24 protein-coding genes are annotated in these 24,444 nt (G+C 39.5%); 12 read left to right on the top strand and 12 right to left on the bottom strand.

What is annotated here, in order from left to right; genetic code table 11:
* Positions 1–38 precede the first annotated feature (38 nt).
* Entirely contained in the window at positions 39–521 is a 483-nt protein-coding gene (locus PL11_RS00085) for a cupin domain-containing protein (RefSeq protein WP_035166860.1), read from the top strand.
* Positions 522–597: 76 nt separating this feature from the next.
* Here PL11_RS00085 and PL11_RS00090 read toward each other — a convergent pair whose 3' ends face one another.
* Entirely contained in the window at positions 598–1,548 is a 951-nt protein-coding gene (locus PL11_RS00090; protein ID WP_035166859.1) for a zinc-binding dehydrogenase, read from the bottom strand.
* A 159-nt stretch (positions 1,549–1,707) separates the two neighbouring features.
* Here PL11_RS00090 and PL11_RS00095 point away from each other — a divergent pair, with 159 nt between their 5' ends.
* Both PL11_RS00095 and PL11_RS00100 read left to right on the top strand, forming a co-directional pair.
* Positions 1,708–2,214, top strand: a complete 507-nt coding sequence (locus PL11_RS00095; RefSeq protein ID WP_237047522.1) for a GNAT family N-acetyltransferase — start codon at positions 1,708–1,710, stop codon at positions 2,212–2,214.
* A gap of 136 nt (positions 2,215–2,350) precedes the next feature.
* A complete protein-coding gene (locus PL11_RS00100) occupies positions 2,351–2,965 on the top strand; it encodes a DUF3862 domain-containing protein (protein WP_035166858.1) in 615 nt (204 codons plus the stop codon).
* Here PL11_RS00100 and PL11_RS00105 read toward each other — a convergent pair.
* Both PL11_RS00105 and PL11_RS00110 read right to left on the bottom strand, forming a co-directional pair.
* On the bottom strand, positions 2,962–3,801 hold the full coding sequence (locus PL11_RS00105; protein WP_035166857.1) for a sialate O-acetylesterase: 840 nt from the start codon (positions 3,799–3,801) through the stop codon (positions 2,962–2,964). The two genes, PL11_RS00100 and PL11_RS00105, sit on opposite strands and share 4 nt — an antisense overlap.
* A gap of 160 nt (positions 3,802–3,961) precedes the next feature.
* Complete coding sequence (locus PL11_RS00110) at positions 3,962–4,495, bottom strand: L,D-transpeptidase (protein WP_035166856.1); 534 nt, start codon at positions 4,493–4,495, stop codon at positions 3,962–3,964.
* A 196-nt stretch (positions 4,496–4,691) separates the two neighbouring features.
* Here PL11_RS00110 and PL11_RS00115 point away from each other — a divergent pair, with 196 nt between their 5' ends.
* Positions 4,692–6,224, top strand: a complete 1,533-nt coding sequence (locus PL11_RS00115; RefSeq protein ID WP_035166855.1) for a YfcC family protein — start codon at positions 4,692–4,694, stop codon at positions 6,222–6,224.
* A gap of 53 nt (positions 6,225–6,277) precedes the next feature.
* Entirely contained in the window at positions 6,278–6,592 is a 315-nt protein-coding gene (locus tag PL11_RS00120) for a hypothetical protein (protein ID WP_035166854.1), read from the top strand.
* Positions 6,593–6,642: 50 nt separating this feature from the next.
* On the opposite strand, the gene PL11_RS00125 is transcribed toward PL11_RS00120, so the two are convergent.
* Complete coding sequence (locus PL11_RS00125) at positions 6,643–7,386, bottom strand: tyrosine-protein phosphatase (protein ID WP_035166853.1); 744 nt, start codon at positions 7,384–7,386, stop codon at positions 6,643–6,645.
* Between the two features lie 201 nt (positions 7,387–7,587).
* Between PL11_RS00125 and PL11_RS00130 the strand changes: the two genes are divergently transcribed.
* Positions 7,588–8,319 (top strand): threonine/serine exporter family protein, encoded by a 732-nt coding sequence (locus tag PL11_RS00130; RefSeq protein WP_035167658.1) that lies wholly within the window; start codon positions 7,588–7,590, stop codon positions 8,317–8,319.
* A gap of 5 nt (positions 8,320–8,324) precedes the next feature.
* Positions 8,325–8,777 (top strand): threonine/serine exporter family protein, encoded by a 453-nt coding sequence (locus PL11_RS00135; RefSeq protein ID WP_035166852.1) that lies wholly within the window; start codon positions 8,325–8,327, stop codon positions 8,775–8,777.
* A 46-nt stretch (positions 8,778–8,823) separates the two neighbouring features.
* Here PL11_RS00135 and PL11_RS00140 read toward each other — a convergent pair whose 3' ends face one another.
* Positions 8,824–10,149, bottom strand: a complete 1,326-nt coding sequence (locus tag PL11_RS00140; RefSeq protein WP_035166851.1) for an MFS transporter — start codon at positions 10,147–10,149, stop codon at positions 8,824–8,826.
* A 417-nt stretch (positions 10,150–10,566) separates the two neighbouring features.
* Here PL11_RS00140 and PL11_RS00145 point away from each other — a divergent pair, with 417 nt between their 5' ends.
* A complete protein-coding gene (locus tag PL11_RS00145) occupies positions 10,567–10,854 on the top strand; it encodes a putative quinol monooxygenase (RefSeq protein ID WP_035166850.1) in 288 nt (95 codons plus the stop codon).
* Between the two features lie 550 nt (positions 10,855–11,404).
* Here PL11_RS00145 and PL11_RS00150 read toward each other — a convergent pair.
* Positions 11,405–11,932, bottom strand: a complete 528-nt coding sequence (locus PL11_RS00150; protein WP_035166848.1) for a cysteine hydrolase family protein — start codon at positions 11,930–11,932, stop codon at positions 11,405–11,407.
* Positions 11,933–12,039: 107 nt separating this feature from the next.
* On the opposite strand from PL11_RS00150, the gene PL11_RS00155 reads away from it, so the two are divergent.
* Positions 12,040–12,372 (top strand): DsrE family protein, encoded by a 333-nt coding sequence (locus PL11_RS00155; protein ID WP_035166846.1) that lies wholly within the window; start codon positions 12,040–12,042, stop codon positions 12,370–12,372.
* A 30-nt stretch (positions 12,373–12,402) separates the two neighbouring features.
* On the opposite strand, the gene PL11_RS00160 is transcribed toward PL11_RS00155, so the two are convergent.
* Positions 12,403–12,933 (bottom strand): GNAT family N-acetyltransferase, encoded by a 531-nt coding sequence (locus PL11_RS00160; RefSeq protein WP_237047496.1) that lies wholly within the window; start codon positions 12,931–12,933, stop codon positions 12,403–12,405.
* A gap of 279 nt (positions 12,934–13,212) precedes the next feature.
* Here PL11_RS00160 and PL11_RS00165 point away from each other — a divergent pair, with 279 nt between their 5' ends.
* Together PL11_RS00165 and PL11_RS00170 are read left to right on the top strand one after the other, a co-directional pair.
* Positions 13,213–14,952, top strand: a complete 1,740-nt coding sequence (locus PL11_RS00165; protein WP_035166845.1) for a thiamine pyrophosphate-dependent enzyme — start codon at positions 13,213–13,215, stop codon at positions 14,950–14,952.
* 159 nt (positions 14,953–15,111) lie between these two features.
* Positions 15,112–16,032: an NADP-dependent oxidoreductase gene (locus tag PL11_RS00170; protein WP_035166844.1), complete on the top strand. Its 921-nt coding sequence runs from the start codon at positions 15,112–15,114 to the stop codon at positions 16,030–16,032.
* Positions 16,033–16,096: 64 nt separating this feature from the next.
* Here PL11_RS00170 and PL11_RS00175 read toward each other — a convergent pair whose 3' ends face one another.
* Entirely contained in the window at positions 16,097–18,526 is a 2,430-nt protein-coding gene (locus PL11_RS00175) for a flavocytochrome c (RefSeq protein ID WP_035166843.1), read from the bottom strand.
* An 11-nt stretch (positions 18,527–18,537) separates the two neighbouring features.
* The gene (locus PL11_RS00180; protein WP_035166842.1) at positions 18,538–19,140 is read right to left on the bottom strand and encodes an NADPH-dependent FMN reductase; all 603 of its coding nucleotides are present in this window, start codon (positions 19,138–19,140) and stop codon (positions 18,538–18,540) included.
* Positions 19,141–19,265: 125 nt separating this feature from the next.
* On the opposite strand from PL11_RS00180, the gene PL11_RS00185 reads away from it, so the two are divergent.
* The gene (locus tag PL11_RS00185) at positions 19,266–20,183 is read left to right on the top strand and encodes a LysR family transcriptional regulator (protein ID WP_078256873.1); all 918 of its coding nucleotides are present in this window, start codon (positions 19,266–19,268) and stop codon (positions 20,181–20,183) included.
* A 37-nt stretch (positions 20,184–20,220) separates the two neighbouring features.
* Here PL11_RS00185 and PL11_RS00190 read toward each other — a convergent pair whose 3' ends face one another.
* The 3 genes from PL11_RS00190 to PL11_RS00200 form a co-directional block, all read right to left on the bottom strand.
* Positions 20,221–20,601: a YueI family protein gene (locus PL11_RS00190; RefSeq protein WP_035166841.1), complete on the bottom strand. Its 381-nt coding sequence runs from the start codon at positions 20,599–20,601 to the stop codon at positions 20,221–20,223.
* 24 nt (positions 20,602–20,625) lie between these two features.
* Positions 20,626–22,482 (bottom strand): cation:proton antiporter family protein, encoded by a 1,857-nt coding sequence (locus PL11_RS00195; protein WP_035166839.1) that lies wholly within the window; start codon positions 22,480–22,482, stop codon positions 20,626–20,628.
* A gap of 108 nt (positions 22,483–22,590) precedes the next feature.
* Positions 22,591–24,426, bottom strand: a complete 1,836-nt coding sequence (locus PL11_RS00200) for a S53 family peptidase (RefSeq protein ID WP_035166837.1) — start codon at positions 24,424–24,426, stop codon at positions 22,591–22,593.
* Between the last annotated feature and the right edge of the window lie 18 nt (positions 24,427–24,444).

Genomic DNA, 24,444 nt, shown 5'->3' on the forward strand with positions numbered 1-24,444 from the left:
TAAACCAGTACATACTTATACGAAAAGGACAAAATTTTATGGATAAAAAAGATTACATCAAGCAACTAAACCTTGCCCCTCATCCCGAGGGTGGTTGGTACCGCCAGGTTTACAAAAGCGAAGAAACGTTCACAGAAAATAATAAAGAATTGCATTACTACACATCCATTTACTTTTTGTTAGACGATAAGAATATATCTCACTTTCATCAACTAACTCGCGATGAAATCTGGTACTTTCATGCAGGAGAACCCCTCACGATTCACTGCATATCGCCCGAAGGTAACTATTACCGGGTTAGACTAGGAAATAATCCAGCCAATGACGAACAATTTCAATTTTCAGTGCCAGCTGGAACAATTTTCGGTTCAGAATCTAACAACCCTGACTCATTCAGTCTTGTAAGCTGTATGGTTGCACCAGGTTTCACCTTTGACGATTTTGAGCTTAAGCATAAACAAGATCTCTTGAAAAATTATCCTCAGTACCAAGAAGTTATTGAAAAAATGGCACTTGAATAGACACGAAAGGACTAGCTAAATCGGCTAGTCCTTTATTTTCATACATTGTTGCTAATGATTTTCAGCCCTTGTCAGATTATTCCTTCACCCTAATCACAATCTTTCCCATTGACTTTCCCTCATCCAACAACTCGTGAGCGGAATGGATTTCATCAAAGTTAAAAGTCTTGCCAATCTTAAAACTAATTTGATCGGTTTTGATTAAGCTAAACATTTTTTCTAGCCAATCCCTTCTAATGTAACTAGATTGAAACGACGTCAAATAACTACCAGTAGGAATGGTGAAGATATTAAACTTATCACCCCACTCGTCGTCTAACTCACCCGTTTCCACAACAATATGACCGATTTTTATGTGCTTTAAAGTATCTGCCATGGTCGTTACACCCACAAAATCGATAATGGCATCATATTTTTCAGCTGTTTGTAAAACACCAGCTTGATCAATAACGACCTCATCGACACCAACCGATTTCAGTAATTCGGAATGCTCTGGATTCCTAGTACTTGCAGAAACCTTAGCTCCCATTGCGTGTAATAGCATCGCAGCATCTAGGCCAACCGTTGTTGTTCCGCCACGCAGCAAAACGTGATCACCTGAATGAATTTTGGCAACCATCATCGATCCATATGCAGTATACCCACTTTGAGGAATCGTTGCTAATTCATCCCAAGATAAATCGATTCCTTCAGGGATATGGTACAAACTTTGATTTGGAATTAACGCATACTCCTGATAGCTACCGTCAAATTCTCGACCAAGGCCTCCTTGGAACGTAAAGACCGCATCTCCTGGCTTGAACTTAGCACTTTTTGTTTCTAACACCGTTCCAACCAACTCAATCCCAATTACTCGTGGCAATTTAACAGATGGTGAACCACCCTTTCTTGTGACTGACTCCGCATGGTTAAGGCCAAACGCTTTAACCTCCACAACGGTTTCTGATTCAGTAGCCGTTGGAATTGTTCGTTCTTCGTATTTTAGGTTGGACACATCCCCTGGTTCGCGTAATACAATTGCCTTCATCCCAACACCCCCCATTGCTTAATATCAACTTAAGGTTACCATCTTTTTGAAATGTGGGTTAAATAAAGCGTTTCGTTGGCATCAAATTGCTACCCAAGCCGAATCAGTTGCACATTTACCGCATAGACTGTTTAATAGAGGCAAATCTAATTGAAACGAGTGATTGCCATGACTGAAAACACTTCAGCAGATTTATCATTTACTAATATTGAAGACGTTCGCCCCTTGATCGTAGATTTATTCAAATCGCTCTGGGGATCCGAAGAAATGATTCTTTCAACGGGGACATACAACATTAACGATCTTGATGGTTTGGTGGCTCACCAAGGCGAAGATATCGTCGGCATTGTGACATATGATTTGAAGCCTGAATTACTAGAGATTATTTCACTAAACAGCTTCTCTAAACAGGAAGGAATCGGAACTTCCTTATTAAATCAACTTAAGGAAATAGCAAGATCAAAGGGCCTGGACACAATTCAAGTTATCACTACTAACGATAATTTAGATGCTCAAAAATTTTATGAGTACCTTGGTTTCACAAAAATTAAGACCATCAAAGGTGCTGTTGATGAGGCCAGAAAAAAGAAGCCTGAAATTCCGATCCTGGCTGACAACGCCATGGAAATCCACGACGAAATATTGTATGAACTAAAGTTGAATTAACGATAGAAGACGCCAGGCATCGATTCGGATGCTTGGCGTTTTTATTAAGATAGCTTTCAATTAGTTGTTTTCTTAGCATTTTTGCAATGACTTCGCTAAAATATTAATCATAAACTTTTTTACTGGAGGACTGACAATGCACAAACTATTTTCACTCTTTTTGACAGTCACAATGGGAATCGTGCTTGCTGCGTGTGGTGCTAACAACGCCACCCCATCTAAGAATGACAAACCCGCCGTTAACCAAACAACTGGAGTTGATAGCAGCGATTACGTTACCTTAAAAAACTATCAAAATATTAAGGTGGGAGCTTATCAAACTGGTAATGGTGGTTCAACGGCAACCCAAGTTACAAATTGGATGGGCAATCCCGCATCAAAATCAAAGGTCACAGTTCCCGGAACCAAAAAAACTGCTATTAGGTACACTTGGGGAAATACAGCGGTATCATTCAATGCAGCATCAGTAAGTGTTCAATTTTTAAATGGTAAAGTCATCGGTAAAGGTTATGCCGCCCAAAAAGACAATGCCAAGCTCGTTAATTCAGCAAGGTTAAACTCAATTCAAAACGGTACAAATTATCATCAGGTGGTTTCTAGATTGGGAACTCCAAACGCTGAATCCCTGATTGGTACAGGCAAAGTTAGTGCCAAACAGCTAACATACGTAATCAATAAAGACGGTGGTGCTGTTAACCTTACGTTCAACGGTGATAAATTGAAGTCAAAAACCAATACAACAATCAATTAGTAAGTTCGATAATTCTTTAGTGCTAAAGTTGGTGCATCAAGAATTCCTTGGCCAATCATTTCATTATATATTGCCTGACCAAAAAACAGCGTCGATTGGGCATTAAAGTGGAAATTATCTAACAAATTTTCTTCGTGCAAATCAATTACATGAAGATTAGAATCTTCCTTTGCTAATTTGAGTAAGCCAGCTTCTACTTTGGGGTCATACTGGGTCGAATGATGGCTTATGGTTCCAGTAAATATTGGTAAATCAGGTTGATTTGCAAACTTCCGACAGGCCTTAAAAACCGCCTTCAAGTTATCATAGTAGTTATCTGCAGCTTCCTGTGAAAAATCAGCACGATCGCCCTCTCCTTGATGCCAGAGCATTGCGTTGACAGTCAATTGATTATCGGTTGCATTCATGCATGATTCAATGATTTGTTTAAATTGTAGCAATAGCGAATGGTCTGGGGACTTCAACTTATCTATTTCAGTTGTCCAGTGATCATGCCCAATTTTCTCATCAGGTCTTGGGTTACTACCTCCTTCACCAGTTGGGGCAATTGATGTTCCGCCTTCTGAGCACTTCATTACGTACAATTCGCGTTTAGCAACTTGTGTAAGATAGTAGTATGTAACCAGGTCAAATCCAAATCGGTCCGCCGACAAATCAGATTGCTCAATCTTGTCTTGAAAAACGCCCTCTTCATGATTTGGAGTGTAATTACTACAATAATGACAACCAGAAATTGGGAGCTTTATCGGGTTAGGCATATCTTTAACTGGGACCCTCCCGTCAATATTAGATTGACCGGCCGAAATAATTGTTAATGGTTCACTATTAATTTTCACGTATCAAAATCTCCAATCTATAATCCTCCAAAAATATGAGGATTTTTTATTCAAACTCATTGTAAGCGTTTAAAAGAACACATTCATTGCGCAAATCCACTATTTTGTTGCAAAACAATCGAAATAATAAAAAAACCGACCGTTACCGGTCGGTTTTTGCTTACTTAATTACAATTTTTGTGCCGTAAGGAATCGTTTTGTACATCCACTTAGCATCAGCAACTGACAGTCTAATACAACCATGTGAGTGCGGCTTCTTGCCTAAATACTTAGCCTCAGATGGCAAGTAAGTTCCTAACTTATTGATTGGGACTGAATGGAATAAATAGATTCCATGTCCCTTCCATGACACCCAATAACGAGCGCCTTCATTAGAAAATGGATTATAAAAAGATAGTCCCCGTTCCTGTTGGATGTGGTATGTGCCCTTAGGTGTCGGTGAAGACTTTGTTCCTGTCGAGCAGTACATAGTGTATTGAACCTTTGAGTTACCATGAATATAGACTTTTTGGTTTTTAGTGCTGACATATACCCATGGGTTGGCCATTTTTGGCCAAGTTGGATATGCCTTAGTCTGTGACGGTTTCATCCAGTTAATTGCAGCCTCAGTATGTTGTGCGGCTAGTCCAGCAACTCCCAAAACTGAAAATGCACTTAGTGATACAAGTGCGATCTTTAATAAATTACGTTTCAAAATATCCCCTCCAGTTTTTAATTGTACAACGTTATGAAAATAAATGAAATTTGTGAAAATTTTGACACAAACTATGCCGGATTCCGTCATTTGTGAAAACGTTTACAAGTTTGCCTTGTTACTGTTCGTATATAATTGTACACTTGTAATGAGCTTGTTTTCACAAGTTTAATTTACATTTTAGGGGGAGTCACCAATGAAGAAAAAGAGACATTTCAAGTTAAGAATGCCCGGCGCTTTTGTCATTTTATTTATCCTAACCATCGTTGCAGTTGCTGCAACCTGGATTATTCCTGCCGGGAGTTATTCAAAGCTTGAATACACACACTCACACTTACAAATTACTCAGCCTTCGGGTAAAGTTGAGCAGGTGCCTGCCACACAAAAAGAACTGGATAAACTTGGTGTCAAAATTGACATTGAACAGTTCAAATCTGGCGGGATCAACCAAGCCGTTTCAATTCCAAATACATATGAGCGATTGAAACAGCACCCTGCTGGTCCAGGAGCAATCACCAATGACATGGTTCGAGGAACGATTGAAGCCGTTGATATTATGGTATTCATTCTAGTTCTTGGTGGTTTGATTGGAGTGGTTAAAGCGAGTGGTGCCTTCGAATCTGGATTAATGGCACTGACCAAGAAGACAAAGGGACATGAATTTATGTTGATTTTTTTGGTCGCAGTATTAATGGTACTGGGAGGAACGCTTTGCGGAATTGAAGAGGAAGCCGTTGCCTTCTACCCAATTTTAGTGCCGATTTTCATAGCGATGGGATACGATTCGATAGTCTCCGTGGGAGCAATTTTCTTGGCAAGTTCAATCGGAACGTGTTTTTCAACCATCAATCCATTTTCGGTCGTTATCGCATCAAACTCTGCCGGAATTGACTTCACACAAGGACTTGACTGGCGGATTTTCGGGTGTGTAGTTGCCGCAATTTTCGTAATTTGTTACCTATATTGGTACAGTAAAAAAATTAAAGCTGACCCAACCGCATCTTATTCATACGATGATCACGAAGAATTCAATAAAATGTGGTCAGTTACATCCGGTGCAAGTAACGACAATCCTGACTTTACACTCAGAAAAAAATTGATTTTGATTTTGTTTGTTGTCACTTTTCCAATTATGGTCTGGGGCGTAATGACCCAAGGTTGGTGGTTCCCAACTATGGCCTCATCATTCTTGACCTTCGCAATTATCATCATGCTGATTACCGCAACTGGTCCCAATGGAATTGGTGAAAAAGGCGTGGTAGATGCGTTTGTCAACGGTGCTTCTAGTCTGGTTGGGGTTTCCCTAATTATCGGACTAGCTCGCGGAATCAATATCGTGTTAAACGAAGGTATGATTTCAGATACAATTTTGAACTACTCATCTAATTTAGTATCGCAAATGAGCGGTCCAGTCTTCATCTTAGTAATGCTAATTATTTTCTTCTTCCTTGGTTTTATCGTGCCTTCATCATCAGGTTTGGCTGTACTATCAATGCCAATTATGGCGCCACTCGCTGACACGGTTCACATTCCCCGGTTCGCTGTAGTTACCGCCTACCAATTCGGCCAGTACGCAATGCTATTCCTTGCCCCTACTGGTTTGGTTATGGCCACTTTACAAATGCTAAACATGCGTTACTCACACTGGGTTCGTTTCGTGTGGCCAGTGGTTGCATTTGTTTTGATATTCGGTGGTGGATTACTGGTAGCAGAAGTAATGATTTATTAGTCATTATAATCACCTAGATAAGCTATAATTAAGACAACATCGAGGTGATTTCATTGGATAAAAAAATTCTTAATGGTTTATCGTACCTTTCCATCTTTTTTGCGCCAATTTTATTTCCAATTATCGTCCTGATTGTAAGTTCTGATAAAGATGTAAACAGACACGCAATTCGGGCGACAATTCTACACTTGATTCCTGTGATTTTAACAATCGTTGGACTGATTATCGTCGGTGCCACGGGACTCTTTACCAATAATCATAAGTCAACCGGTTTCGTTGCTATCGCGCTACTCGGGGCCATTTTATTGATAGATTTAGGAGTCTTTATTTATAACCTAGTATTGGGAATTAAACAGTTTGTTAACTAAAAAATAGATTCGAAGACTCACCCCATCGGTGAAGACTCCGAATCTATTTTTTATTTCAAATACATCTCCCTCATCCGTTCCTCGAATCCCTCATCCAACTTCAACGTTGTGTAAAGGTAATCTTGAAATCCGCCAGCTTGTTTGACAGCCGTGTCAAAGAAATGCTCTAAATAATCCGCATTTACATTCAGTGCCACGGAAATTGATTCTAACTGTTCTGAGGTAGCTTGGTCTTTGAGCCCCTTCAAGATCTCTTCATTGGCAGACTTTCTCAACTCGTTGGTTTTTAAGTAGTCGGCATAGATCTGTTCCTCACTAACCCCAACACTTTTGAGAATCAATGCGGCTGCAACTCCAGTTCTATCCTTACCAGCAAAGCAGTGGAACACAAGCGGGGAATCATCATCAGAAACAGAAGTTAAGAACTGGCGATACCCGTTGATTGCTGAATCACTCACAGCTAATTGCTCATATGTCAGCATCATATTGTCGTAGACGTTACCACCATTAGTAATCATCTTTCCGAGACTAGCGTTATTTTTTGTCGCGTCTTTTAGAATATCAATTACTTGGTAATCTGAACCAGGCCACTGAGTATCAGGAAATTGAGCGCGCTCATCTTCGCCCCGCATGTCAACAATCCGCTTAATTTTAAGTTGATTTTCAAGGTATTCGGTTTGGTCTGCAGAAAGCTCACTTAACTGGCCACTTCGGAAAAGCTTGTCAGCTTTAAAGGTACTAGCTCCAGATGTATATCCGCCAAGTGATCTGAAGTTTGTAATTCCTAATGTCATAATTCCACCCTATTCACTCGTTTTTTAAAATACACTGTATTTTACCATGCAACTTAAAATTTTCTAGCTAATTCAATTTTCAAACCACGATTAATATCTCTGAATTGCATTACTTAATGTAAAATAGAAGACAATAACACTTATTTCAACCAAAAACCGTGAAAGTGGTGGCAACTTTTGAATAGATTTGATGAAGATGTGATGAATACCTGTGGCAAGGTCGGCGTAATAATGTTAACTAGTGGTGCAGAAACCTCGCGTGTTGAGCAAACTGTCGAGTTCATCGGTAAAGCTTCCGGTGTAAATGTAACTTGCTACGTTACAATGACCGCAGTTTTTATTTCCATTAATGATCTTGGAAACACAATGATGTTCAAGTCCCGGCTAGGTGGATTTAACCTCCAAAAAGTCGATGAACTTAACCAATTGTCTCGTCAATATACGGAAGGCCAAATAAATTATGAGGAATTGAAGTTGCAGATTGCCCAAGTTGATAATCAAGTGATCGACTTTTCACTACCACTAAAAATCTTTGGTGCCGGCCTGGTTTCTGTCGCCCCCATGCTGGTATTTAAAGCAACTTGGGGAGATCTTGCGTTGTCCTTTTTCATTGGAATTTTTGGTTATCTTGCCGCCTATTTCATAGGTTTAAAACACAATTTACCATACATAAAAGAAGCCACCGGTGGAATAACCATTGCAATCTTGGCTAACTTAGCCGTCCTCCTTGGTCTTGGTCACGACAGCGGTCAAATGATTGTCAGTTCGTTAATGCCGCTAGTACCTGGGGTTGCAATCACTAATTCCCTCAGAGAAATAATGGCTGGTGAAATCATTTCCGGCCTGGTTCGGGCGGTCGATGCAATCCTAGTTGCCGTCGCCATTGGTTCTGGGGTAATTATTGGTGCATCACTCGTTTATTTAGTGAGGTAAGGAAAATGAAATTACTAGTTGAATTTGGAATCAGCTTTTTATCAACAGTGGGTTTTGGAATTATTACCAACGTTCCCAGACGCTCATTGCTACCTGGTGGAATTACTGGTGCAGTGGCCTGGACTGTGTACGTAATTCTAAATGCACAGTTGGACAGTTTATTTTTTCCAAATGCGGTAGCGGCATTAATAATCGGAATTCTAGGAAACTGTTTTTCAATTAAGTTCAAAGTTCCGGTCAATATGATCTACATTCCCAGCTTAGTATCGTTAGTTCCTGGGGGAATTATATATGAAGCAATGAAGGATTTTACCCAAGGTAACATTGCTCCAGCCCAAGTCAATTTGATGAACACGTTGATCATTGCGATTTCACTAGCAGGTGGATTCTTTGTGGCTGAAATTATTTTCAAAGGAATTCGGGCAAGAATCAACCAACAACAATTATCCAAACACTAAAGAAACGCAACCAAGAAATTTCTTGATTGCGTTTCTTCAATTATATTTACTTAGTGTAATCCACTGACTTGGTTTCCTTTGTCAAAAGTAAAGCAACGATTGAGACCAAACTCATAAATCCTAGATAATAACCAACTGCGTGGATCCCCCATTGTCCAACTAACCAAGATGCAATAGTTGGGGCAAACGCAGCACCAACAATAGCGGACATATTGTAAGCAATTCCAGCACCTGAATACCTAGTACTTGTTGGGAAGAGTTCAGGCAACATTGCCCCAACTGGGCCATAGATCACGCCCATTGCCAAGAAACCAACTACCAAGAAGAATAAAGTTCCAACAACGTTTTGGTGTCCTTGGAAAAAGAATGGAAATACAAACGAGAATACGAAGATGGCTGCAGTTCCTGCAAGCAACACTGTTCTTCTACCGAATCTATCTGACAACATTGACGAATAAACAATCATTCCAGCAAACACAACGATTGATCCCATCAAGAACATCAAGAATTCACGACTATCAAATCCAAGTACGGCAGTTCCATAACTCAATGACCAAGTTGAAAGTAGAAAGAAGAACGTGTAGGAAACAGCCATCACAAATGTTCCTTGAAGGATTTGTTTCCAGCTCTTAGTAAATACTTGTGCTAAAGGTGCTTTCTTAACGTTATCCCGTTGTTGAGCCAAACGGAATAATGGAGTTTCTTGCATCTTTCTTCTAACCCAAAGACCAAACACAACCAAAACGGCTGAAGCAACGAATGGTACTCGCCAACCAAATTCTGCCATTTGTGATTTAGTCAATACGGTTTCCAAAATAACGTATAAACCATTACTCAAGAAGAATCCAATTGGAGCACCCAATTCAGTGAACGAACCAAATAGTGCCCGCTTACCCTTTGGAGCGTTCTCAGTGGCAACTAAAACGGCCCCTGACCATTCACCACCAAGACCAATGCCTTGAGTAAATCTTGCTAAACATAGAAGTAAAATTGCAGTCATTCCCAAAGTTCTGTAACCGGGAAGAAAACCAATGACAACTGTAGATAACCCCATCATCAGCAATGAGACAACTAATGCCCGCTTACGACCTAACTTATCGCCAAAGTGACCAAATAGTAGCGACCCTAGAGGGCGAGCTACAAACGCAACTCCGAATGTCAGTAAACTAAGGATCATTGCGATTGTTGGGGTTACTGATGGGAAAAAGACGTTTGGAAAATATGTTGCTGCGGCAGTACCGTATGCATAAAAGTCAAAAAATTCAATTGCGGTTCCAATCATAGATGCCATAATGACAGTTTTAACCGGATCTCGTTCCATTTTGGCAACTTTTGCTTCTGTTAAAGAATATGTATTTGATGTTTCTTCCATTTGCTCCACTCCTATTCAATCAAAACCAGTAAATTCTACCAATAATTGCAGTCTCATTCATAATTAAGGGAAGTTTGTCACCTCCTTAAAAATAAAAAAACACCAAGGACCTTAAGACAGTCCTTGGTGTTAAATAACCAATTCTGCCCGCTTGCTTGCGGGCACATCAATTCGCCCGCGCATTAAATAATAATAATTACGCGGGTAATAATGGTGTTCAATTTAAATGTTGAATTGGTCATTTTCATCCCTCTTTTCACGAATTGTATAGAATACTATCACGGCTAGTATTAAAAGTAAATAAAAAAATGAAAGTTTTTCAAATTTTATTATTAAAAACAAAGTCACTTTCTACATATTTAGACCTTGATTGCGATATTATAATTACAGTAAATATATTTTAAAGGAGTTTTAATTATGAAAGTCATCAACGTTGAACTGTCAGTAATTCCAGGTAAACAGGCTGCCTACGAGGCTTTTATTGCCGATCTAGTTGCTGGCTCAAGTAGCGAAGCTGGCAACATTAGTTACCACCACTACAAGGATGTCGATTCAAAAACAGATTATGAAATCATTGAGCATTGGAAAGATGCTGACGCTGTTGAATTCCACAACAACACTCCCCACTTTCAAAAGTTCTTATCTGGAATCGGTGACTTTCTAACTAAGGATCCGGTTATCATCCGAATGGATTATGACGAATAGTCAGCTTTAAAATCTGGATGGTACCGATCAGCACCAAGAGTGTTACAATCTTCATAATTAATTTTTACAGGAGGTGAATAAATGTCTCTTTCAATTATTCACTTAGATTCACTAACAATTTCGGGAAGTCAATCCAAGCTATCTGAATCCAGTTAGCAATGAACTTAGTATCATTAGTGCGGAGAAATCGCGAGCGTTTGCTAATTTCAAACAGCCTGCGGGTGGTCAGCAACTGTTCGCTGTAAACCATAATGATGCAGGTGACTCATTATATATTCTGGGAACAGCCACAAGTACTAGTAATATCAGATTCGAACTACCTGAAGGTGACTACGCTGAGTTTGATTTAAACATTAGCAACCGTGAAGATGCTGATCAGCAAATCGGTGCCATGTATGGCGAAGTTGGAATGTCCAAAGAATACGCCATTGGCGATAGTTTTTCTTTAGAACAACTTGGGGCAGACGGTACAGTTCAAAAATTATTTGTACCAGTAATTTCAAAAAAAGGATGAAAACTCACTTATGAGTTTCCATCCTTTTTGCTTTAATTACAGTGCTTCGTCTACAGAGACGATTTTGGCACCATACATTGTTTTAATGTAGTTTAACGCGTAATCATAATCTTCATCACTGAGTGCCTCAGTGGTCTCCTTTGGGACAGTAATTTCGTATCCGCGAAGACATGCGTCTGCAGCAGAATGTTGAATACAAATATTAGTGACTACCCCAGTCAAAATCACGTTATCTACGTTTAATTCGCGGAGTAATGTGTCTAACCCAGTTTCAAAAAATGCGCTGTACGTCCGCTTTTCAAACGAATAGTCTCCACTTTTCGGAGCCAATTCATCAGTAATCTGGCCACCCCAAGTGCCCTTCATACTATGATCACCCCAGATTTTTAACTCGTGATCTTCTTTGTAGTGCTCATCAGAAACGTAGACAACCGGTGTCCCTTGAGCACGAGCCTTAGTCAATAAATCACTAATCGGTTGAATTGTTTTCAAAGCTCGATCATTCTTCAATGCTCCGGTCAAAAAATCGTTGGTCATATCAATTACAAGTACAGCTGATTTCATTAAAAATCTCCTCCAAAAATTGATAAATGGGTTACACTAATTAATGTTAAAGATACCACAGTTTAGTGGTTGTGAGAAGTCTAGAAAGTAAATAATGGAGGTGCTTCATGAATACAATTTTTCACATCAACGAATCCGCAAAGTGGCCAATGATTTTTAGCAACGTTAACCATATGCACGAATGGATGGTGGATAATTCGGATAATGGCAAAATCGAGGTGTTGGTTAACGGTCCGGCCGTCAGTGATGTTGTGACTGACAGCAAGGTTGATTTGTCAGCCCTAACCGATATTGGGATAACAATCGCCGTTTGCAACAATTCGTTAGTTCAGCGAAATATTGAAACCAATTCACTACAGCCAAATCTAACCGTCGTACCTGTGGGTGTAGTGGAACTAGCTACCAAACAACTTGAAGGTTTTGCATACATTAAACCATAATCAAAAAGCCCAGCGTTTGCTGGGCTTTCTTTATGCACCAAATGCTTGCAAATAGTGTACCGTTCCCGTTACATTATCCAAACCACCTGGGACTAACTCTTTCACCATATAATATTCTTCTGGGACACTAAACGGTGCCTTAATGTTGTGATTGGCTGCCTTTACATAACTAAATCGTTGGTAGTATTCTGGCCACCCTAAAACCGTTGAAAAGGTGTACCCTCTCTGAACGGCTTTCTCCTCAAGCTTAGCAACTAGTTTTCGACCAACCGATTGACGTTGATATTCTGGAAATACAGATAGTGGTGCTAACGCTAACCCAACTGTGCCATCAACATCAACCCGACTCATCAACCCATGGCCAATAATGGCATTGTTTCTCTCAACTACCATTTCCAATTCAGGGTCATACAGTGGATCTTTGCGGATCTCTTCGACCAGCTCAGCTTCGCCATCATACCCATGACTTGTTTGGCTAAAAGCTGTCTTGATTAAGTTCCCCACTTCAAAATAATCTTCTGGTTTGATTGTTCTAATTATCATTTGTGAAATCCTTTTCATGAAATAAGAATGTCCCCATTGTAGCAAACATTTGCCAATAACGTAAGGGCTTTCTTCCAGTTTTTGTTTACCATGTCATCATTTTATTGAAAAATAAAAGAGAGTCTAGAAATTCACAATCTAACTTCATCTCAATCCACTGGTAATTCACTAGTTTCAAAACTTTTTCAATTCTTTGTGAACAAAACCATTGCATTTTCATAGCAACGGTAGTAAATTGTTATTTGTACTTACGAAAAGTAAGCAGTTAAAAACTTAAATTTTTAGGAGTGGATCATCATGGCAAAAATGCGTGCAGGTCAAGCACTAGCAAAAGTTTTAGAAAGCTGGGACGTTGACCATATCTACGGAATCACTGCTGATTCAATTAATAATACTGTCGACGGTCTTTACGAAGAACGCGATCAAATTAAATATATTCAAGTTCGTCACGAAGAAGTTGGTGCTCTAGCAGCAACCGCTGATGCAAAATTAACCGGTAAAGTTGGGGTTAGTTTTGGATCAGCTGGCCCTGGTGCTACTCACCTCTTCAATGGTCTTTACGATGCCAAGATGGATCATGCCCCAGTAGTTGCAATTATCGGTCAATCAGCTACTCCAATTATGAACACATTCTTCTTCCAAGAAATGGATCAAGACCCAATGTTCGCTGATTTAACTGATTTTCATAAACAAGCCACCAATCCAGAGCAAATTCCTTACATTATGGACCAAGCTATTCGGTACGCCTACGAGCACAAAGCACCAGCTATCGTAATCATCCCAGATAACCTTTCCGCTGAAGAAATTGACTTTGAACCATTTAAGTCAGCCGAGGTTGTTAACGCAGTTGCTGAAGAAGTAATTGATGACAAAGCTGTCAGTGATGTTTATGAACTACTTAAAAACGCCAAGCACCCAGTTTTATGGGCTGGTCTTGGAATGAAAGATGCTCGCAAGGAAATCGTAGAATTTTCTGAAAAGTTCAGTGTTCCCGTCCTTTCAACGGCACCAGCCACTGGTGTGATGCCTACTGATCACCCTAATTTTATGGGTTCACGTGGCCGACTTGGAACTAAGCCAGCCTTTGAAGTAACTCAAGTAGCTGACTTGATTATCCTGGCCGGAACTAACTACCCATTTAGCCGTTTTCTTCCAGCTGGTATCAAGTTTGTTCAAATCAATAACTCAATTGCTGACCTTGGAAAGCAACGTGATGTTGATTTAGCTGTTCTTGCTGATGGCAAGAAGTTCTTCCAGGCACTTAACCAAAAGGGCGAGGCAGTTCCAACTACCCCATTCCTTAAAGCTGCTCAAGAAGATAAGCGCAATTGGGACGCTTGGTTAGATAAAGTTGCCGATGATGACAGCGAAGGCTTAGCTCCAGAAGCAGTAATTCGTGCCATTAAGGAAAATTCAACTGATGATTCAGTGTTTGGACTTGATGTAGGTAACAACCTAATGTGGTCAATTCGCCAACTTCCATTTAACAAGAACCAGAAGTTATCCATGTCAGCTTGGTTTGGAACAATGGGCTACGGACTTCCCGCAGCAATTGCCGGCAAGCTTAGTTTCCCAGACAGCCAAGTATTTAACATTGCTGGTGATGGTGGTTTCTCAATGGTAATGCAAGACTTGCTAACTCAAGTTCAGTATGACATGCCAATCATCAACGTCGTCTTAGAAAATAAGGCTTACGGCTTCATCCAACATGAAAAGATTCAGGCCTCACAAGAGCCTTACGGAATCAACTTTATCGGTGCTGACTGGGCTGGATTCGCCGATAGCATGGGCGCAATCGGTTTGAAAGTTACTGACAGAAAGTCATTGGCTGATGCGTTTGCTAAGATCAATGAACTTCAAAAGTCTGGAAATAAGAAGCCAATTCTAATTGACGCTAAGGTCAAGAATGTTGACCCTGCTGACACTAGTTTTATGCCAATTGACCCTACGCAATTCGATAAGGAAACAATCGAGGGTTACAACAAAGCATCAAACCTATTTGATCAACCTGCTCTTCAAGACTTATTAGATGAATAATTAATATTGAGCCGTCATTAAGGGCAAACTAGTAAATTATTGACTGGTTTGTCCTTTTTACATAACCGATTACATTCCCAGTCTGATGGGCAATATTCTTGAATTCGGTTAGTGAATACCATACAATTTATGCAGTCAATTAAAGGGGAGGATTTTACAATGAAGGCTTTTGGATATGATCATAATGGTGGACCAGATGTATTCCAAGAATACGATGTGCCCACCCCAACATTAAAAGATACTGATATTTTAATCGAGACCAAAGCATTTGGTTTGAATAATTTCGAACGTTCACAAAGAGCAGGATTATTCGGCGAAACTACTAAGCAAATTATTCCTGGACGTGACGTTGCTGGAATCGTTAAGGAAGTCGGTTCTGCAGTCACTAAGTTCAAGCCGGGTGATCGCGTTGTTGCTCATGGTCATCACGCATACTCAGAATTTGCGACAAGCAGCGAGGCCAACACAGTTATCATCCCTGACAACGTCACATTCGAAAATGCAGCCGCTATCGTCACGACCGGGGTAACTGCGTACAAGGGACTGCATTTCTTTGGTAAAGCTAAGCCTGGTCAAACAGTCATCGTTAAGGGTGCATCTGGCGGGGTTGGTTCTTTAACCGCTCAGCTCGCCTTGGGGCTTGGAGATGAAGTAATTGGCATTGGTTCTAGCAAAAACGAGGATTACGTCAAGTCATTAGGGATTACTCAGTACGTTGCTTATGATAAGCAGACTCCCGCAGAGGTGTTGAAGGACAAGGCTGATTTAGTTGTAAATTCCGCAATGAACGGTGCCTCAAGTGACGAAGATGTTGCGATGATAAAACCAGGTGGGATTGTTGCTAGCGTTGCTCATGATGAACCATCAAGTGACAAAGATGTCCAGTTCAACCACATCGCTCCTACCAGTGAAGTTTCAGATGTTGAAGCACTTCAAACCATCATGGATTTAATGGCAAAAGAAAAGCTTAGCATCAAAGTTGGTTACGTTTTGCCATTCTCTGCAGCTGGCGTTGTAAAGGGTCACTCGATTCTTGAAGAGCGTCATGATGGTAGAGTAATTATTTCAAGGGAAGCATAAGATTAAAAAGGCTCTGTCACCAGATGGTGGCAGAGCCTTTTATTGTGTTCAAAATTTTTTTGAATTATTTTTCTTGAAGATTTTCAGATACTGCTGTCTTTCCAGCTATACGACCAAAAGTAAAGATGTCTGTTAACGAGTTTCCACCCAACCTATTACCTGCATGGATTCCCCCCGCTACCTCTCCTGCAGCGAATAAATGCGGAATTATCTTTCCGCTTTTTCCGATAACATGTGTTTTAGTATCGATTTTCAATCCGCCCATTGTGTGATGCATAGCCGGCTTCCTTGGAGTTGCGTAGAACGGTGGCTTGACAACTTTCAAATCAAATACATTCTTCCCAAATTCGGGGTCATTTCCAGATTCTACATATGAATTATACTTATCAATAGTTTCTCGAAGAATGCTTGGATCAACTTTTATTTCAGCAGCCAATCCTTCAATCGAATCAGATTTGAAAAGCGTTCCAGCTTCAACTTGTGCGTCTATTTTTTCCTGATTGGTATTATATGCTGTTGCCTTGATATTGTCATCAGCAATTAAGTAAAATAAACCACCATTTTCAATTGCCGCTTTTGATAAAACATCTCGTCCTTCATACTCATTGACAAAGCGTCTTCCTTCTTGATTTACCATTACAAAGTTAGCGGGCGGTACTTGTAGTCCTGAGAAAAGTTCTCCTGTATTAGGGTCAGAAACTGGCATCATTTGTGTAAATCCCATTCCAACTAATTCTGCACCGGCACTCTCCCCTAATCTAATACCATCACCAGTAATTGCCGGAGAATTGGAAGTCTTAATGTCATCATCAATTTTATCCCAGTAGGTGTTGTATTTTTGCAACATCTTTGTGTTTGCTCCAAAACCACCTGAGGCTAAAATTACTGAACTTGCATGGACAATGATCTCTTGGTTATTTGAGTTTCTACTAATAACCCCTTTGACCTCACCATTTTCAATAATTAGCTTTTTAACTGGCGCATCTGTGATAATTTGTCCATTATTATTGTTCACAAAATCTCTTAGAGCAGAAATATATGCATATCCCTGATTTTTCAATGGCTTATGGCCTCTTCGCCATTTAGCACCAACAGGCATTGCAACTTCCGAATTATCAAATTCAACCCCGATTTTTTCTAACCACTTAACTGAGTCCAAGGCATCATCTGTTAGAACTTTGACTAAATCATATTTTCCAAATATTTCGTTACCCTTTAGGTCGACTCGCTTTCCACCCAAATAAGTTTGAATTCTATGGAATAGTGAAGAATCAAAAAGGAATTCTTTCTCATCCGTAGTTTCATCGAGATATTTTGTTATCTGTTTCTTTAGCAAAATAAAGTCTGGCAGGTAATCTTTATCAATTTTTACTTCATCAATTTCTAAAATTCCCTGCAATGTTGTTTTTTCTCCAGGAATTGCATCAAATTTATTTTGCCAGCTTGGATCAGCAGCGTTCATCGGACCACCAGTCCTAATTGTATTACCACCAACGGCAGGAAATTTTTCCAAAAGAATTACATTTTTGCCTTCTTGAAGTACGGTTGCGGCCGCACTTAGCCCAGCACCCCCACCACCAATCACCACAACATCAGTTGAGTATTCTTTAGGCTCAATTTTTTCTGTTTCATTAGCTTTAGGACGTCGCTTTAGAATGTCGGGGTCGCCACCTGCAAGTTTCACAGCGTTAGCAACACCTTCAATAACCCCATTGCTTGTTATCGATGCCCCAGATACCGCATCAACATTTAGCGTCTGACCATTTACAATTTCATCAGGAATTCTTGTAAATACTGTATCTGCGATTCCTTTGGTTTCACCAGATGTATCAATATCAATATTTTCAATTCTATCTTCACTAAACTCAACTGACATAGGAATCTTGCCATTATGACCAATGGCGGTCACATCATACTTCCCTGGAGTAACCTCTAAATCTTCAGGTTCGTTTAACAGATTGATAACGTTGGTAAATCGAATAAAGGCTTTAAAACAGCTCTCTAAAAAGTCAATTGTACCCGAGTCTTTAATATTTCCTTCTGAATCAAAGGCATTTTGAGCTTGGCCAAGTAAAAATTCATGTCCTGGCATCACCTGTGCATTCACACCTGGAGCATCCAATATTTGGCGCAAGTGCAATTGAGCTCGAGATGAACCCTGCACATCATAGGATGCGCCAACTATCATTACTGGCTTGCCGTTAAATGGATGAACATCATTTGAAAGCCATTCAATCAAACTCTTCAAAGACGAGGTTATTGAATGGTTGTGCTCAGGTGTAGCAATAATAACGCCATCAGCATCTTGAATTTTTTTGTTATATTCCATAATTACAGGAATATCCTGTTTTGCTGATTCATTAAATAGTGGTAGATTCCTAACTTCCAACAATTCAATTGTTGCTGAATCAGAAAAATGTTTTTTTATGAACTCTAATAGAGTTCGGTTATATGATTTCTTTGCGTTGCTTCCAACTATCCCTATTAACTTCATTATGGTTTCTCCTATTTATTTAATTCCCAAAGCTGGTGTCCCGTACGTTTAACTGGATGCTTTTTCATTAGTTGATTTACCTCATCCGAAAATTGTAAAAATTGAGAAAAATCATTTTCTAATTCTTTTACTTTATTAGCATCTGATAGATAACCATTATCATCAAATGCCAAAAGTGAATGCCCCAATAAGAATTCAGAACTAGGCATGACTCTCGCACTTATTTCTGGAGAATCTAGAATTTGACGTAAGTGGTTTTGGGCTCGAGAGGAACCTAATGAACCATGTGATGCACCGGTAATCATAACCGGCTTTTTATACAATGACTCAGAAACATACGACAACCATTCAAGAACACTTTTCAAAGCTGCAGGAATAGAGTGATCATATTCCGGAGTACTTATGATAACTCCATCTGATGATGATATTGATTCAACCATTTTTTTGATTGGCTCTGGTACATTCGTGATATCAGATTCATCAAACACAGGAAAGTTCTTTATTTCACATATTTCGATATTTGCCTGCTTTTCAAAATGTTTCTGCATATATTTCAAAAGCATTCTATTTGTAGATTTATCTGCGTTTGAACCCACAATTGCTAAATAGTTCATATTATTCATCCCTTCACAATCTCTTTACGCTCAATAATAAACCGTTTCCATAAAATTTTGAAATACGCATTAAACTATTGTACAATAGCCTGGTTATTATTACCGATAAGGGGTGTGCTATATCTTTGAAAAACTATAAAACAATGCTCGAATACATTGATAAAATTCTCACATATAATAACTTTACAAAAGCAGCGCAGGCACTTTATATTTCACAACCCTACTTAACTCAAGTGATCAAAAAACAGGAAGATGAGCTTGGGGTACAAATTATAAATCGCCATTCTAAAAACTATCAGCTTACAAAAGCTGGAACTATCTACTATGAATACTTAAAAAAATTGGAATCTGAAGCTCAAACTTTTAAAAACAAATTAAGCTATCTAACTCCTGTCGATAAGACATATTCCTTTAGGATAGGTGTACTAAGCACCCTTGGATCAACTATTCTTCCGGCTTTTATTCCTAACTTCTTATCAGATTATAAATCTGTCAACCTAGATATTGTGGAAAACGAACCAAAAATATCTGAAGAAAATATCAGAAATGGAAAAATTGATTACTACATTGGGCAGAATCCAGAGACATTACCTCCTGACTTAAACTATAAGATTGGAGCATCATGTGGTTATTATGCTGTTATTCCTCAGAGTTCGCCTTTTTTTAATCCCGATTATTCAATACTACAATCAGGTGCCATCCCATTAAATAAATTGTTAAAGGAAACTCTATTAGTAACATCAAATGGTTCAGCAATTCGAGAACAGCTAAACCATCTTTTTACCAAATATTCAATTAGACCAAATCTAGTGGTCGAAAGTAACAATATTTTTACAATCTCTAGACTTAGCCAACAGGGCGTTGGAGTTGCGATCGTTCCTCAAAATATCATCTCAAAAGGTCAAAATTATAATCTCTACCCAATCGATGATGATTTAATGAAAGTGACTTTTTTCATAGCATACTCTGAAAACCGATTACTTAGCCAAGTAGATAATGCATTAATTGAATCATTTATTAAGGCAACTACCACAATCAACTAATATAAAAAGGTTCTGTCACATCTGTGACAGAACCTTTTTAGAACGTTACTCGCTTCTTAATCTTATCCGTTGGCGACGCAATCACCACACCAAAATCATTCATTGAAACTTTCTGCTCAACTCGCACCCCATTTTGTACCAAAATCGTAAACTGATAATTTTGTTCAATTGCTAATTTCATGTACTGACTAATCATCGAATCAGCCATCTTGCCATTCAAGTACATTCGGTATTCAGGATACCCCTTTAAAACATCAGTAACCATTGCTGGAGTTTTTGAATTATTCAGCTGAGCAATTGTTAGTGCTAACGCAACCCGCTCACGAAAGTTTCCTAAGAAAGCTCGTTTTTCATCGGGCTTTAATTGTGGCGTTCCAAATGCATGTTGCCTAATATAATCTTCTGTGCTTTCAGCCATAATATCACCTTTCAAAATTAATCTTTAATTGAGTTTCCCTAGTTCCCGCCTAATATTAGGGGCGTCTTCCTTACTACTAGTAAATATGATTCTATCATTTATTTTTAGAGATGTCCCGCCGGTTGGACGGATAAATCGACGTTCACGAAAAATCTGAGTAATTGTAACCTGATCAATAAATGGTAAATTACGGACTTGGATATCCGTGTACTTGTGGTTTCGAAGTGTAACTTCGTAAACACTGGCATTCGTTGACGTGAGCAACTGCATTGTCGACGGTGTTTCAATCAACGACCGCAGCATACTGATATTAACATCTGGAGTATTGTAAAGTTCAATCCCCAAATCAGCCAGGTTATCCTGTTTCTCATTAAGGATGTTTCTGTCCTCAAACCGTACTATTACACGCCTTACTCCATATTGTTTTGCTGCTTTAGCAATCTCGTAATTCTTCTTAGAGTTAATTTTCCCAATCACGACCACCTCAGCATCAAACACTCCCTGTTTCATCAAATAACCCGTTTCCAGGTTATCAAGCAAGGTGACTGGAACTTCACTGTTAAACGAACGGTAGTTTAAATCATTAGCAGTATACATTGTTACGTCGTACCAACCCCTAGACAACTGTTGGGCAACCGGAACCGTTGTTAGATTGGTTCCAATGATGTGCACCCGAGTTTTCTTAAGGTCTTCCTTCTCAGCAGAATATAGCTTGTTGAATAGAAATGGTCCCAGTACACAAGTAATCACAGCTGCTAGCAAGAATGCACCGGATTGTTGATTAGTAATTCGGTGAAGGTGCTTAGCAACTTGAAGGATTGCCAAAACAACCGTAATTGTTGTTACAGACATTGATGTTCCAGCAATTGAGTTAGCGTTTTTAAATCTCAGCCGAAGTACCCAATAAACTAGAATCTTGCTTAAAACATATCCCAAAAACAGCACTGGAATCAGCATCACCGTTTTAGGATTCGCAATCAATTCTCTTAAATTGAGACCAACACCACTCATGATAAAGAAGATGGGAATGAAAAAGCCATACCCAATTGAGTCCAACCGTACCTTGGTTTCTTCGTGTGGTTCAAGTAACTTAATAACGATTCCTGCCATGAATGCTCCCAGGATTCCTTCAGCTCCAACCGATTCAGCAATCGTTACTAAAGTGACGATCATGAAGAAAGCTAACCGAACATCAAGTTGGGTCGTTGATTTATTGATTCTGTCAAAGAACTTGAAGAACCGTTTGAAACGTAAAAATAGTAATGCGGCTGCCAATAAAATCAGTAATAACAACCACAAGGACTTGGAATCCGGACTATATGCGGACGCGTAAAATGTTAATCCCACCATGGGGACTACTTCTCCTAAAGCAGCAATTAGCAAAATTGCCTGGCCAAACGGCTTACTTAGTAATTCCTTTTCCTTCAGTGCGGCAATTACGATTCCCAATGACACAGTCATAAATAAAATCGCCGTTAGGTATACATCTGAAAACAACCCAAGGAACTTAACTGTAAAAGCCAACAGAATCGACATTACCACGATCGTAACGTAACTTACGATGGCCAAGAAAACTACAGAATACTTGGGCTGATCCTGCCTTTCTTTTTGTTCCAATACAGACAGATCAGAATTACGTTTCTTGAATAGACTAAAGTCAATCTCCATCCCACTCAAGAACAGCAAAACAATCACCCCAACGTTTTCTAGCAAATCTAGCGTTGGATTATTTTGAATGATTCCAAATAAACTAGGGCCAAGAATCACCCCAACAATAATTTCAACCACGGCAGTGGGTAAAAATGTCACCTTGAATTTTGCCATTGCCAGTGGAATAAAAAGTGCTGCCAATAAAATTAAAACTAACGAAATTTGGTTCATTGATTCTATCCCCCTTACATCTATTTTTAAAACATCCATGCATTTATAACAAATCTCAATCTCATATGCAATGCCCAACGTAAAAAAAGACGCAATTGCGTCTTTTACTTACTTAAGATTTGTAAACAACTGGTTGAAGTTCACAGTTCCCAGTCCAGTAGCTTGATTATATATTTTTCCTGGTTGCCCAGTATAGTATAGATTGTTATTGTTGTCTGCATCATCCAATGGTGTCATTGGTGAATTAACAGTCTGTGCCATAGCATAGATTCGTGGGTTTAAAAATCCAATCGGCTGTCCTAATCCACTATTCATGATGGCATTGGCTGCAGCCATTTGCGGAGCGGTATAGCTAGTCCCGCCAGAAATCACCCATTTCTTAACGGCCTTTTTGTTCAATTTTCCCTTAACAACGGATAACTCTTTACCAGAGGCGTAAGTGGCGTAACCAGTCTCAGCATCCGCGTTTCCAGAAATATCAGGCAGGTTTCGCCCGTGACCTTCTCCCATAATGACACTTGGGCTCTTATTGATTGTAAACTTACCCTTAGAGTACTTCAAAATGTCTAACGCTCTAAACGTATTCACACCAGGAACTCCGAGTTGAAAGCGTGGGGTCTCGTTAACTGCTGAAAAACCACCGCCACCACCTGGGAAAATCCCCCGTTTGATGGTTGCCTGTGAAGCAGTCTCGATATCACCCCAAGCTCTTTCCTTGTTCACTTTGACGTACTTACCATTCACAACTTTGGTATATGGAAGTGTTGTCCCGCCTACCACAGTGACGTATGGAGAACTGGTGATTAGGTGATTTTGACGTTTCATTGGTTTTTGCCAAGGACCATTATCTCCGCTAGCACTAAAGATTGTTGTTCCCTGCGCAGCTGCTTGTTGGAAAATGAGGTTTAGCGCCTTATTGTATTGAGTCAGCGACTCACTAGTGCCTGGGAACCAGCTTTGCTTGTCTTCAATTGTTGGCGCGAAACTAGTCGAAAGCTGCTTATCGTTGTTATCTGAAATTGCCTTAGTAAATGCATTCAAATACAGCACCGTGCTTGAGGCATTTTCGTTAACCGAATTTGCCAGGTACGTATCAACAATTGCTCCAGGAGCAACCCCACCGGCTTGCTGAATGTCTAAAGAAAGCTCAACTTGTGATGGAAGTAATCCCATTTCTGTTAGTTGCTTAGACTTTTTAGCGCCATCCTGAACATAAACGCGGTTAATTCGTGACTTATCAGCATTAATTCCATTCTTTTGCCAATATTCTTGGATATCACTGACGTTAAAGTTGGCGCTGGTAGCAATAATTCCAATTCGTTGCCCCTTACCATTTAAATGTTGATCATATAGCTGATTTAGATGATAAGCGTTGGCAAATTTACCAGGACCATATTCATTGGAAAACTTTTCTGGACCAGTTGTTAAATCAACTTTCTGACTTGAATTATCCATATTGTGTTGATTTTTGGTAGCAGTGGGTTTCAAAGTTAATCCCACAACAGCAGTTACTGAATCCTTTAGATGACTTGGAAGCTTGTAAGTCACCTGTTTAGTACTACTCTTTTTATTAACTTTGGGCTTTAGCGCCTTTGCAACGTCCGCCCTAGTCCCAGTTAATCTTAAAACAACATTTCCGGGATAAGCGCTAACCGTAATTTTATGTTTCTTAAAATAATCCCTAAACTGATTTACAGTTGAATCGGTTTGTCCAAATTTATCTGCAAACTGACTCGGACTAATAAACTTTTGAAAATCAGGAGAGTTTTTATCAACAGTATCATAGACAAAATTAGTTAATCCTGCCTGATTTCGTGACTTAAGAACGATATCGAAGGTTGTTGAAGGGCTCTTTTTTGTCTTCTTTGCGGCTTGGGTTGAAATCGCACCAGAAAGCCCGATTAACACCCCAGCACCAACAGCAATCATTGTCTTTAGTTTCATCCTTTATCCCCCGTATTA

It is taken from the genome of Lentilactobacillus curieae (assembly GCF_000785105.2).
In the GTDB taxonomy this organism is placed as follows: Bacteria; Bacillota; Bacilli; order Lactobacillales; family Lactobacillaceae; genus Lentilactobacillus; species Lentilactobacillus curieae.